This is a genomic window from Paenibacillus sp. P2(2022) (assembly GCF_029522175.1).
Taxonomy (GTDB): Bacteria; Bacillota; Bacilli; order Paenibacillales; family Paenibacillaceae; genus Paenibacillus; species Paenibacillus polymyxa.
In genome coordinates this window covers 1,245,778-1,258,576 of the sequence record NZ_JAKWFI010000001.1, presented here as the reverse complement: position 1 = coordinate 1,258,576, position 12,799 = coordinate 1,245,778, and the positions used below count along the sequence as shown (strand labels likewise).

At 42.2% G+C, this 12,799-nt stretch carries 14 protein-coding genes; 5 read left to right on the top strand and 9 right to left on the bottom strand.

Going from position 1 to position 12,799, the window contains the following annotated elements; all coding sequences use genetic code 11:
- Window positions 1–151 precede the first annotated feature (151 nt).
- Both rnz and metH read right to left on the bottom strand, forming a co-directional pair.
- Window positions 152–1,084, bottom strand: a complete 933-nt coding sequence (gene rnz / locus MMB75_RS05720; protein WP_016821944.1) for a ribonuclease Z — start codon at window positions 1,082–1,084, stop codon at window positions 152–154.
- A gap of 79 nt (window positions 1,085–1,163) precedes the next feature.
- Complete coding sequence (metH, locus tag MMB75_RS05715; protein WP_045244486.1) at window positions 1,164–4,604, bottom strand: methionine synthase; 3,441 nt, start codon at window positions 4,602–4,604, stop codon at window positions 1,164–1,166.
- Window positions 4,605–4,885: 281 nt separating this feature from the next.
- On the opposite strand from metH, the gene MMB75_RS05710 reads away from it, so the two are divergent.
- On the top strand, window positions 4,886–5,428 hold the full coding sequence (locus tag MMB75_RS05710) for a cupin domain-containing protein (protein ID WP_045244485.1): 543 nt from the start codon (window positions 4,886–4,888) through the stop codon (window positions 5,426–5,428).
- A 97-nt stretch (window positions 5,429–5,525) separates the two neighbouring features.
- Here MMB75_RS05710 and MMB75_RS05705 read toward each other — a convergent pair whose 3' ends face one another.
- The 4 genes from MMB75_RS05705 to MMB75_RS05690 all read right to left on the bottom strand — a co-directional run bounded on the left by MMB75_RS05705 (window position 5,526) and on the right by MMB75_RS05690 (window position 7,787).
- Window positions 5,526–6,320 (bottom strand): HAD family hydrolase, encoded by a 795-nt coding sequence (locus tag MMB75_RS05705; protein WP_180986866.1) that lies wholly within the window; start codon window positions 6,318–6,320, stop codon window positions 5,526–5,528.
- A 156-nt stretch (window positions 6,321–6,476) separates the two neighbouring features.
- Entirely contained in the window at window positions 6,477–6,986 is a 510-nt protein-coding gene (locus MMB75_RS05700; protein ID WP_045244484.1) for a hypothetical protein, read from the bottom strand.
- A gap of 117 nt (window positions 6,987–7,103) precedes the next feature.
- Complete coding sequence (locus MMB75_RS05695) at window positions 7,104–7,310, bottom strand: DUF896 domain-containing protein (RefSeq protein ID WP_016821948.1); 207 nt, start codon at window positions 7,308–7,310, stop codon at window positions 7,104–7,106.
- Window positions 7,311–7,418: 108 nt separating this feature from the next.
- Window positions 7,419–7,787, bottom strand: coding sequence for a LysM peptidoglycan-binding domain-containing protein (locus MMB75_RS05690; RefSeq protein WP_045244483.1), 369 nt, complete (start codon window positions 7,785–7,787; stop codon window positions 7,419–7,421).
- A 189-nt stretch (window positions 7,788–7,976) separates the two neighbouring features.
- On the opposite strand from MMB75_RS05690, the gene lexA reads away from it, so the two are divergent.
- The 3 genes from lexA to MMB75_RS05675 all read left to right on the top strand — a co-directional run bounded on the left by lexA (window position 7,977) and on the right by MMB75_RS05675 (window position 9,370).
- The gene (lexA, locus tag MMB75_RS05685) at window positions 7,977–8,603 is read left to right on the top strand and encodes a transcriptional repressor LexA (RefSeq protein WP_013310545.1); all 627 of its coding nucleotides are present in this window, start codon (window positions 7,977–7,979) and stop codon (window positions 8,601–8,603) included.
- 420 nt (window positions 8,604–9,023) lie between these two features.
- A complete protein-coding gene (locus tag MMB75_RS05680; RefSeq protein WP_016821950.1) occupies window positions 9,024–9,188 on the top strand; it encodes a hypothetical protein in 165 nt (54 codons plus the stop codon).
- A gap of 41 nt (window positions 9,189–9,229) precedes the next feature.
- Complete coding sequence (locus MMB75_RS05675) at window positions 9,230–9,370, top strand: hypothetical protein (protein ID WP_162835279.1); 141 nt, start codon at window positions 9,230–9,232, stop codon at window positions 9,368–9,370.
- 186 nt (window positions 9,371–9,556) lie between these two features.
- On the opposite strand, the gene MMB75_RS05670 is transcribed toward MMB75_RS05675, so the two are convergent.
- The 3 genes from MMB75_RS05670 to MMB75_RS05660 form a co-directional block, all read right to left on the bottom strand.
- A complete protein-coding gene (locus MMB75_RS05670) occupies window positions 9,557–10,057 on the bottom strand; it encodes a DUF2798 domain-containing protein (protein WP_016821952.1) in 501 nt (166 codons plus the stop codon).
- Between the two features lie 437 nt (window positions 10,058–10,494).
- Window positions 10,495–10,977 (bottom strand): hypothetical protein, encoded by a 483-nt coding sequence (locus MMB75_RS05665; protein ID WP_228552592.1) that lies wholly within the window; start codon window positions 10,975–10,977, stop codon window positions 10,495–10,497.
- A gap of 214 nt (window positions 10,978–11,191) precedes the next feature.
- Complete coding sequence (locus MMB75_RS05660; protein ID WP_016821954.1) at window positions 11,192–11,665, bottom strand: MarR family winged helix-turn-helix transcriptional regulator; 474 nt, start codon at window positions 11,663–11,665, stop codon at window positions 11,192–11,194.
- A gap of 155 nt (window positions 11,666–11,820) precedes the next feature.
- Here MMB75_RS05660 and MMB75_RS05655 point away from each other — a divergent pair, with 155 nt between their 5' ends.
- Window positions 11,821–12,699 carry an SDR family NAD(P)-dependent oxidoreductase gene (locus MMB75_RS05655; protein ID WP_045244482.1) on the top strand — a complete coding sequence of 293 codons (879 nt, stop codon included), beginning with the start codon at window positions 11,821–11,823 and terminating at the stop codon, window positions 12,697–12,699.
- Window positions 12,700–12,799: the final 100 nt, after the last annotated feature.

Below are 12,799 nucleotides of genomic sequence, written 5' to 3'. Positions count from 1 at the left end.
CCATATGTGGTAGAACATTTTCGTTCATCCCATACTAATGCCCGTCTCACCTCTTGTCGCATCCTGCGCTTTCCCGGAAAATAATTTCTAGGAAAAAGAAAAGCACCGGAGCAAGCCCCGGCACCTATGCACATATCTTCTCTCCAATCATTTATTGACCGATATCAGGTACCGGTAACAACACATGCTGCTCCGCAAGCAATGAATTGGGGAATAGGCTTCGCGCTTCCTCCAGCAAAGGCTGAAGCTGCTCTTGATCTTTATACCTAGAACTAAAATGCGTCATAATTAACTGTCCCGCGCCTGCGGCTTTGGCAGCTTCCGCTGCCTGAAGTGCCGTACTATGATGATACTCGTACGCCGTATCCGCCAGATCATGCAGAAATGTGGCTTCATGAACGACGACAGTTGCATCTCGTGCCAGCACTACTGTATTCGGGCAAGGTCTCGTGTCACCTAAAATAGTGACGATCCGCCCTTTTTTAGGTGAACCCAATACATCCTGAGGATGCAGAATAACTCCACCCTCTACTTCCACACTTTCTCCACGCTTTAATTTACCGTACACTGGGCCAGGCTTGATCCCGTATCGCTCCAACAGTTCTTGGTTAAGCTTACCGGGCTTATCCATCTCTACAATTCGGTAGCCATAACTGTCGATCCGATGATCCAACAAAGCTGACTCCACCCGAAATTGACCGTCATCGAACAGAACCCCGCCCGTATGCTCCACAATATGTAGTGGGTAATTGATACGAGATTGGCTGATCCCTAAAGATAGCTCAATATATTGCTGAAGACCAGGCGGTCCATATACCGTCAGAGGTGCCGTACCTCCCTGATATGCCCTGCTCGACAAAAGACCCGGCAGACCAAAAAGATGATCCCCATGCAAATGAGTGATAAATATTTTTTCAAGTCTGCTCAGCTTGAGCGGCGAACGCAACACTTCCTGTTGAGTGCCTTCACCGCAGTCAAACAACCACATGCTTCTTCGTTCCTCCAGTAAACGAAGAGCAATGGACGTTACATTTCGCTGAATTGTAGGTACCCCTGCATTTGTACCGAGAAAATATAATTCCATGACATTTACCTTCTTCCTGCTGACCAGCAAAAAACCTCCGAAGCTCGGAGGGTTTTTGCTATCCCATCTGATAAAGGTGTTAAACCTTTTCGACGTTAAAATACTGCGCCTGAGGGTGGCTGAACACCATGGCTGATACTGAAGCCTCCGGTTCCATCATAAACCCTTCCGTTAGCTCAACGCCAATGTCCTCAGGTTTTAACAATTGGAACAACGGTCCCTGATCCTCCAGATCCGGACATGCCGGATAGCCAAAGGATACCCGTATACCTTGATATCTGGCGCCGTGCCGCTGTTTCATCGTCATATCGGCAGGGTCCGGGAAACCCCAGCTATCCCTGATAATATGGTGAAGCCGTTCTGCTAACCCTTCTGCCACTTCGAGCGCTACCGCTTGAAGTGCATGTGAGCGCAGATAATCTCCGTTGTCTTTCCATTGGGTAGATAGCTTCTGAATGCCATGACCAGCGGTAACAACCATAAAACCTACATAGTCCATAACCTCTGATTCCACTGATTTCAAAAAATCAGCCAGACATAGATAAGGCTCTACCTGCTGACGTGGAAACGTAAATGTGTGCAGTACCTTGCTTACATCCGATGGATCATAGATTAGAATTTGGTTCCCTTGGGACTGAGCTGGGAAGAACCGATACATAGCACTCGCCTGAATAATTCCGTCTGTAACAGCTTCAAACATGATGCTGTCTACGGTTTCCTTCAACTGAATCGCTTTCGGATCCCCCGAAGCTAGCAGTTGCTCAACATTGCCTTTTAAGCCAAGATGATGCCCCATTAGCATCTGCATATTCACATAAGGCAGAATATAATTCAGTGGGTAGTTACGCAGTACATGGCGATCCGTATCCGGCGGGATATAGACGGGCAAATCCTGAGCAATGTTAGAACGTACAGCCCGAGTTAGCTTAGGGAGCGGCTTGACCTCCACGACCGTTGCCGCTTCCGCCTCCTGCTCAGCCTTCATGTCCTCGGCCATTTTTTTACGGGACTCAGGGTCCATAAGCTTATTGGCAATATCCAGTCCATCCATAGCATCTTTCGCATAGGCTACCAGCCCATCATACTCAGGACGAATACGATTTTTAGTAAACTTACGCGTTAAGGCAGCTCCACCAACCATTATTGGAATATCAATGTTCGCATTTTTCAAATCCTGCGCGGTTAGCACCATTTGTTGTGCCGATTTAACAAGCAGACCGGACAGGCCGATCATGTCAGCCTTTTCTTCACGATAAGCTTCAATGATGCGTTCTGGTGGTACTTTTATACCCAGATTTACAATATGGTAACCATTGTTGGATAGAATAATCTCCACCAAATTCTTACCTATATCATGCACATCACCTTTAACCGTAGCCAACAAAATCTTACCTTTTACTGAGGACTCATTCTTCTCCATGAACGGCTCTAAATAAGCCACGGATGCTTTCATTACTTCAGCGCTTTGTAGAACCTCCGCAACAATCAGTTCGTTGTTGTTAAACAAACGTCCTACTTCTTCCATCCCTTTCATTAGCGGTCCGTTAATAATCTCCAGAGAAGAATATTTAGCGAGCGCTTGCTCCAGATCCTGGATCAGTCCCTCCTTACTTCCCTCCACTACATAGGAAGCCAGCCGTTCTTCGAGCGAAAGGTTTGATATCTTCTCTTTTTTCTCCACTTTCTTGTTACGGAAAGCTGCTACAAATGCAGATAACGTATCGTCATTTGTTTTATAGATCAGGTCTTCCGCCAATTTCCGTTCATGCTCGGGGATCGATGCATAGCGTTCAAGCTTCTCCGTATTTACAATTGCATAATCCAGTCCCGCTTTGGTGCATTCGTACAAATAGACAGAATTGAGCACTTCACGACCCGCTTCCGGTAAACCAAAGGATACGTTACTGATGCCCAATATGGTATGAACCCCGGGAAGTGCTTCTTTAATGATACGTATGCCCTCAATCGTTTCCTTAGCCGAACCGATATATTGCTCATCCCCTGTTCCTACTGGGAATACGAGCGTATCAAAAATTATATCCTCCGCTGCCAAACCGTAACGGTTCACCAACAGATCATAAGAACGCTTAGCTACCTCGAGCTTATCCTCACGCCCAATTGCCTGTCCACGTTCATCAATCGTTCCGACAACAACAGCAGCGCCGTATTTATGAATAATAGGAGCCATTTTCTCAAATTTCTCTTCACCATCCTCCAAATTAATGGAGTTAATAATTGCCTTACCTTGCGAATATTGAAGTGCTTTATCGATAACTTTAATATCCGTGGTATCAATCACCAATGGTACTTTCACCTTGTTTACAACCAGTTTCAAGAACGCTTCCATATCTATCATTTCATCACGGTCCGGATCTTGCACACAAATATCAATGACATGTGCTCCGCTTTTTACCTGAGCGCGGGCAATTTCAGACGCCTCTTCATATTTGCCTTCCACGATCAAACGCTTGAATTTCCGGGAACCCAGAACATTCGTTCGCTCACCAACCATATACGGACGATTATCCTGTTCAATATACACAGGCTCAATGCCTGATACGGCAGGAGGATGATGACCTACGAGCTGACGAGGCTCAAACTGCGCCATACTTTCACTCATTACTCTTATATGCTCTGGAGTAGTACCGCAACAGCCTCCCGCAATATTCAACCAGCCTTTTTCAGCGAAAGCAGCCATTTTACGAGCTAATGAATCCGGCGATTCATGGTATTGACCATTTTCATCGGGCAAGCCCGCATTTGGATAACAGCTAATAGCTGCAGAGGACATTTCAGACAAAGAACGAATATGATCACGCATAAACTCTGGACCTGTAGCACAATTCAGTCCAATCGAGATTGGATGTAAATGTTCGAGTGATATGCAGAAGGATTCGATGTTTTGTCCGGCCAACGTTGTTCCCATCGGCTCAATCGTGCCAGAAATCATTAATGGAAGCTCAATTTCTGTCTGCTCAAAAGCCTGACGAATTCCAATGCTACCTGCCTTAACGTTAAGCGTATCCTGTGAGGTCTCCAACAGAAGAACATCTACCCCACCTTCAATAAGCGCCAAAGCCTGCTCCTGATAGCTTTCAATCAGCTCTACAAATGTAACACCGCCTGTGACAGACAAGGTTTTTGTAGTTGGACCCATAGCTCCTACAACAAAACGAGGCTTGTCCGCAGTGCTGTACTTATCCACCGCGTTACGCGCCAGTTTGGCCGCCACCAGATTAATTTCACGGGCACGTTCTGGTATATCGTAATCCGCCAAAACGACGGATGTCGCTCCAAATGTATTCGTTTCAATCAGGTCTGCTCCGGCCTCCAAGTATGCTTCATGAATCCCTTGAATGACATCCGGTCTTGTTAAGACCAACATCTCGTTGCAGCCTTCTAACTCTTCCCCACCAAAATCAGCGGCAGAAAGGTCTTCCTGCTGAATCATAGTGCCCATAGCCCCATCAAGAAGGAGTATTCTTCGTTGTAACGCATCCTGCAAGCTAACTTTATCCAAAATTTCTTCACCCCCGCAAAACGTTAAATCCTAGTTTAGCAGAAACCGTATCATTTAGATAGATTGAAGTAAAAACATACGTTTTATGCAGGCTATTCTTCTTTACAAACGACTTAGCTGATCTATTTTTGTAGTATGCATCGTTATAGACGAACGTCTTTAAACTGTATCGTATTACTATAGTCGTTCCCACATAAATGCTTCAGCCTGTATTGTACAACTGGTTAAGACATGGTATTCTTTATACAACATTAATCCAAGTGGAAAAGAGGGATTTGTGCATGGCAGAAATTTTTATACGCAATACGAATGAGCGAATTAGCGGTGAAGAGCGAGTACGTGAATTTTTGGAGAGCTACCAGGTATTGTATGAACACTGGGATGCTTCCAAGCTGCCAGGGGAGCTGCAAGAAAACTTTACTTTGACAGATGATCAAAAAGCCGCTGTTCTTAAAACATTTGAACCTGAAATCAAAGATTTAGCCGCACGTCGCGGATATAAAATCTGGGACGTCATCACTTTATCTGAAGCAACGCCGAATTTGGAGGAGCTGCTGGTCAAATTCGAGCAAATTCACACCCATACCGAGGATGAAATCCGCGCCATTGTTGCTGGTAAAGGGATTTTTATCATTAAAGGCTCTGAAGAGATCGGCTATTTTAATGTAGAGCTTTCACCAGGCGACGTTATTTCTGTTCCTGAAAATACACCGCACTTCTTCACTTTAATGGAAGATCAAAAGATCGTCGCAGTCCGCTTGTTCATCGAAGAAAATGGATGGATTGCTGAACCGTTCGAAGATCCAACATTCACTACAGCATAATTACGATGTATTGTGTCAATAAGAAAACTCCCTCTGCTCTGTAGCATATCGAGCGAAGGGAGTTTTCTTTATACTTGTTTAGAAGACTGTAGATTATTTACTTTAAAGATTGAATAATTCCATGCAACTCAGACAAATGCTTGATTTGGAACTTCGGCTTGATCTCTGTAGTATTGGTTTTATCGTTCCGATTCAACCACACCGAATGTACACCAGCTGACAAAGCCCCTTGAATATCAGTCGTCAGCTTATCTCCTACCATTAAAGCTTGTCCAGGTTCAATTCCTAGAAGTCCCAAAGCATGCTGGAATATAGAAGGATCAGGCTTGCCCCGACCAAAAGAACCTGAAATGACAACATGATCAAAAAAAGGAGCCAATTGAGGAACTCCATCCAGCTTCTCCTGTTGTAGATCAGGGGAACCATTTGTCAGCAATAGCAGCTTGTATTGTCCCTTCAATTGATCCAGAATTTCAAACGTTTCTTCATATACATGTGGACGTGCACGTCTTTCCGAAGCAAATTGGGCAGCCAACTTTTCCGCCAACTCCTCATTATCTATCCCCAGTTGCTGAAGCCCTCTGCGCCATGATTCCTTACGATAAACAGGAGCCAACTGTTCCAATTGGCGGAATTCAGGTTGCTCACCTGCTGTAAAATTCGCCCACAGTCCTTCAAACGGATTAATGCCAATCATTTGAGTAAAACTAAAGGTTTCATAGGATTCATACAAAGCGCGCGCTTCCTTGCGTACGGCTTCTTCCAGCGTTTTCGGATCAGCGCCTGTTTCTCGGGAGCCTGTTTGACATGCTGCATCAAATGCCTCTTCTACACTACGTTCATCCCACAGAAGGGTATCATCAAGATCAAACATTATCGCCTGAATCGTCATACGAATTATCCACTCTCTTTCCACTGTATATGTAAGCTTGTCTGTTTGGTCACGAATCAGATCATTATGTGTGCCCATATTAAGCAAGTGGCCGCACCATGTTATATGAAAAATAACATCATACGGCCTTACTTACAGAGCTACAGGCTAAATCGGTTATTTCTTATCTACCTGTATCTGATTGGATAGTGCAAATTTTTCAAGGCGCTCTGCGATGGCATTTGTATCATAGCGTCCCAGTGATTTTGTGAAAATAAAATTACCGCCCTTCCCTTTTCTTTCAACGGTAACGTAACCCTTTTCAATTTTGATGGCTTTCATGTCCCCTGCCGTCATCGGCCGTTCTCTGCCACCTTTTAACATATAAAGGGTATCTTTTCCCACTTTTAAATAAGGACGGCGAATGAAGAAGATAACAGCCAGCATCAAGTACAAGCCAAATACCAGCCAATCCATTCCCCGCATGCCGGTCTTAGTCAAAAAGTAACTCATAAGCATGTACAATACAGCAAGACCAGCCAGCATGATTGGCACAGTAATATTACGGCCACGGAAAATGTCCATTGCTGAACCTGCGCCGTTAATGGTTTGAATGCCTTGTTTCTTGCGCGTTTTATTTAAATGCGCTGTGTTTTTACGTACTTTTCTTTCAAATGATCGGGCCATCTCTCAATTCCCTTCCCAATAAATATTACATTAAAACAATTGCCTTAAAGCTGATCTATATAGATACCAAGAAAGATACCTAATAACAAAAGGCAAATGATGCAGGCTTTAGCAACATTAATGCTTCAGCCCGCCATTTCCCTTCGACGTATCATCGTCCACAAATTCAATGGTTTCAAGTTGCTGCCGAAAATTACGGCGAATGTTGCCCAAATAAATTTCCCGAAGGTTGGCGCGCTCCGTGGTTTCCTCTTCCGTCAATCCTTCGGCTTTTGCTTTGCGCGCTAATTCATTAATGCGCTGTACCAAACTGTCTATATCCAAATTGTGTCCCCTCCATAAAAGCAAAGATATAATACACTTTGACATGTAGAAAAGAGCTTGTCAAGGCTCCCTCATTGCGCTCCTTGACAAGCTCTATAGTCTTATAGATCAGAAGGGTGGGAGCTTAAGTACCTGACCTGCCTGCACCCCCCGATCCTCCAAATCGTTAATACGTACAATTCCTTCAATATATACCCGTGTATCCATTCGTTTCGGTTTATGATTCACGGCAATCTTCCATAACGTATCTCCAGGTTGTACAGTCAGCTTAATCATTTCTTCATTGGAAACTGGAGGTGCTGCAAAAACCGTAAGTACACCTGCCCCTGCAACCCAAACGATAATTACTAGAATAAGAAGCTTGAGTAAAAGAGTATTGGTAAGAGCCTGTAACAAACGTACCTTACCCTCTTTTCGGGTCTCCTGTAAATTCTCTAAATTCATCGGAAAAATACTTTGATAAGTGCTATATTTCATAATTGGCCGCGTCCTCCAAACGTTTGTTCTTATGTTTTTCACAATATAACACGAACGTTTGTTTTGTTCAATAGAAAAGAGAACAAAAGTTCGTGAATATTTTTAGGGATTATTTAGAACTTATGTTTGTACGAACGGAGGTTCTATGCTATAATTTTCCCAAACGTTACTAAATGGGGTTGATACGGTATGTCTAAGATTTCGAGCCGCCAGCAGGCCATTCTTGAATTTATCCGCAATGAAGTGCGTCTAAAGGGATACCCCCCTTCTGTGCGCGAAATAGGCGAGGCAGTCGGATTGGCCTCCAGTTCTACGGTTCACGGTCATTTGGATCGTTTGGAGAAAAAAGGACTCATTCGCCGCGATCCTACGAAACCACGGGCTATTGAATTACTCGGTCAAGACGAATCGGATAACAGCAACTTGATTAATTACTCCATTAGTCGTGTTCCCGTCGTCGGCAAAGTAACCGCTGGTCTTCCTATTACGGCGACAGAAAATATTGAAGATTACTTTCCTCTTCCCCAACACTTTGTTGGTGAGGATAAAATATTCATGTTATCTGTTGTAGGCGAAAGCATGATTGAAGCTGGTATTGCTAACGGAGACTATGTAATCGTACGTCAGCAGCAGACTGCTGATAACGGAGACATTGTAGTAGCTATGACAGATGAAGACGAGGCTACAGTTAAAACCTTTTACAAAGAAAAAGATCATATCCGGCTTCAACCTGAAAATCCAGCCTTTGAGCCACTTCGACTGACACACGTCAGCATATTGGGCAAGGTTGTTGGACTCTTCCGGGACTTCCACTGATTTATCGTGCTTTCTTCCCCGTTATACTACCACGAATATAAAACCGGCCGCCTAGGCGAGCCGGTTTTATATTTTTGTTATATTTACTATGTATGTGTCTCCAACTATTCTTTCCTTTTCAGCAACCTATATTGTCTCTACTATTATATCCGCCCCATATCCGAGATAGTTCCACTCTGATCTTAAACTGTTTACTTTTATTAGCTAAACAAATGGAAATTTGACACATATGAACCTACGGTGGCCTTCCTCTATAACGTAAAGTTGGGAAGGCGAACGCAGGCTAGCATGAGCTTTTTTTGTTAAACATTTAGGAACATAGGTACTAGCTTCTTTTTGTCTTTAGTAGATTTATGCTGATACATTACTAGCACAATTGACATATGTATATAGCAGACCTAAAGCAAAGGAGTTATGCAGATGATCAGAAATAGAGTTAAAACGTATAAGCATCGCATCGGGAAAAACAGATATCTGGTCGTTAAAGTCTTTCAAGCCGCAGCTGCTAAAACAGGAAGCGGAAATGCACTCGCAACTAACGCATTAAATATCAAAATTTCCAAGCGTAAGCATAAACATCATTAAGATTTAACCGTACCTTCATTTCTTTGAAGGGAGGTGATATTATGAGCAGAAGACACAGCAACCGTGAATTGAGAAGAAGAAGATTAAACATCCGTTCCAACCAAAGAGCCAATGCGCGTGCAAGAGGTAACGCACTGGCTGTTAATCTGTTTAGCGTGAATGATGGACAACGCAGACGTTAATAATTATTTTCAAGCAAAAAGCAGGAAGAATTCTTCCTGCTTTTTTTGTGTTAAATAATACACCAAACTACCAATCCCGCCAGTTATAGCTTCCTCAAACTTGTATCCGATTTTCATAACTTAAACATTTCTAGCTGTAAAACCATTCATTAGCTTAACATTGCTGCAATGGATTTGCTCTATTATTTAATTTAATACTTTTTTATAAGGTCCCACTTGCCCGCTTTTCTTTATAAATTTTATAAACAAGGCTCGAACAACAGGACCCATAACCAATAATTGTAATGGATAGGCCACAACAAAGTTCTTTATAAAAATTTCTAAATAGGCTTCAAATAATGAATGATCGCCAATACCCTGACTTAGAATTGAAGTTAATAAACCGTAGAAAGACATAGAACAGGCCATTCCGAACACCATACATGTTGAAATCGTGATAATTAAAAATATTTTTTTGGATTTATCAAAAGGTAGACTTAAAGCAACTTTTTTTGCTACAGGACCCACGATATATAAATCTAAAATGAGCGCTATAATAAATCCAATTAGAAATTCAACAGCAATGGTAATCAAGCTAATTTTTCCAATCAATCCGTTAATCAAAAGATTATAGAAGGTCATAATAACGACCATTCCAAAACACATAATAACCCCAAAGTAAAAGCTTTCCTTTTTAGTTGTTGGCATTTAATTCAACCTTTCATTTTTGGATGTGATTATTTTAGCTGCAACCAAATTTTCATGTAAGTGAACTTTTTATGAACATATCGTAACAAACAAAGACAAGTAAGGAATATTCTTTGAACTATGTACAAAATCATTACACATTTATAACATTAAGTACAAATAATAAAAAATATCTCTATTACTTTGTATGGCTCAAATGGAGATTATGCTACCGCTACACTCAATGAAAGTTTTGAAGGCCCTACCCGTTGGCTTAGGGATGGCGGTTCTCCAGATTTCGAAACACTTTTCCCTTCTTAAGAGCACCACTTTCAACAATTTTCTAAAAGACTCTGTCAATAGTTGATGATGTCTTATTTTATATTGAAAAATCCCCACTACCTTAGCTGGTCGGCGGGGATTTCGCTTATTTATAGTATTTACTTATACTACACATTCTAATATTTGATTATAGCTGATCCTGCTTTAACCCACTCTTTGGATTCTAGTTGAATCCATCCATATACAGGTGAGTCAGAGTTGATTTTTTGTTTTATCAGTGAAAGGTTTTCATAGTTGCTGGAACTGTAAAGCGACCCTGTCTTTGGCGCAACTTTTACTGTCAGAATATTTTTTATATTTGGTTCTTCATCAGTACTAGTCCAGACTAATCGATTGTAATAATTAGTGTTAAACGGGTTTTCTAAACCACTAATCGAAAATTTCACTCTTTTCCCGACAATAGATACATCTGTATATGCTGTGTCATCTTTAAAAATTACTAATTGAGATGAAACTAATTCCTGATTTAAAGAGTTTGTATAGGTGTCATGGGTGACGCTTGCTACATCTGCCGAGGCTGATAGCGGGGACAAAACTGAAAATAAGAGAGCAATTGTGGAGAAACATAAAGTAGTTTTCCTTCCTAATTTCATACTCATTATTTTCATCCTTTCCTTCCTATTTATCATCATCCATAAACATACTGCTTATTGATTGTCAAAGTAAGGGGAGCTTTGTCTGACATAAAAAATACACATTCGGGTAGATTTCATTATCCACTTCTACTCTATATCCAAGCTGCTTATGAAAAAATAAAAGCCGATATCTTAAAGTGACGATATTGTTTGCAAGTGTTTACATGCGGGTCACTTCTTAAGGTTGTGTTCCGTGGCGATGGAGTCCATTAAATTGCCTAAGCATTTGGTTAAAATTATGAAGCTCAGCATCTTCCCAGTCCGAAATTCGTTCATAGAAAACGGACTCTTTCTCCTTAAGCGCATCAATTAATTTTTGCTGTCCATGCTCAGTAAGAGATAATACAATTCCTCGTCCATCACTTCGGGAGGCCTCTCTGTTCAAATACCCCAAAGACTCAAGCTGTTTGACAAGACGACTCACTGAACTTCGATCCATCGCAGTTGATTCCGCTAAAGTGGCGGCATTTGTTGGGCCATAAGAATACAGCCAACGAACAATATGGAAGGCGGCAGGTTGTAAGGAGGAGTCAAATTTCGCAGCAGCTCTGACATTCAGGGCGTGTGAAGCGCTGATAAGTGCGTTAAGCTGCTCGCCCAACTCAATCTCCAATTTCTCCCTTGGTTCATTTTTAACTTCATTATATTTCATCTTCAATCACCTTTCTCTCGTTAAAAAAACCACAAGTCGAATTTGATTGACATATATCAACCAAATTATTATAGTGGACATATGTCAACCAAATGTACTAACTCACCGAATTGGCTACTCCAATAAAATTGTAACACATGAAGGAGAAATGACGAATGTCTAAAAATACTACCGTTGTCATAACAGGTGCCACCAGTGGTCTTGGACAACTAGTCGCAGTTGAATTGGGAAAACGCGGCTGCTTTGACCTTGTTTTGACTGCCAGGAGTAGGGAACGTGCTGAAGCTACAAGAAAACAGATTGAGCTGGTTAGCCCATCAGCGAAGGTTGACTTTTTTTATGGAGATTTATCGGTACTGAAGGATGTTAAACGAATCGGGGATGAGATAGCCGCCGCATACTCTAATATTGATGTGCTGTTAAACAATGCGGGTATCCATGCTTTTGAGCAACGCGTCACTCCCGAGGGGTTTCCTGAAATGGTTGCCATAAATTATTTATCGCCGTGGCTGTTAACATATACACTAAAACCGTGCCTGCAGAACGTAGGCAAGGCCAGAGTTGTCAATGTTGCCTCCGAAGCTTCACGCCGCCATGGAGTTTTGAAGCTCCCCGAGGATTTAACGGATACAACTGCCTTTACCGCTTGTGGCTCATCGCCCATCTATGGAAAGACCAAATTATTGAATATTATGTTCACTGCTGAACTGGCAAGACGATGGTCGGATACGGGAATCAGCGTAAATGCACTAAATCCAGGATTCAATGTTACCGGATTGGGACGAGAACTTTGGTTTGCCCCTCTATTAGAACGATTGTTGAAAATCCTTCATCTTGGAGATCCGCGAAGAGGAGCAGATATCATCACCCGATTAATTGTAGATCCGGAATATCATAAAAAAACAGGTGGATACTTTAACGTCGGAACTGGGAAATCTATTCAACCAGTCTCACCTGGAGGAGATCCCAAGATGCAGCAAAAACTGTGGAAGGTCACAGAGGATTTGCTGGAACAGAAGGGATTCCTTCCATAAGAAATGATTGATGAAGGGATAAGACGGCAATGAATGAAGCAATAATCATCAATAATGCCAACCCCGCACTACATACAAGCATATCTTCAATCATTTGCTA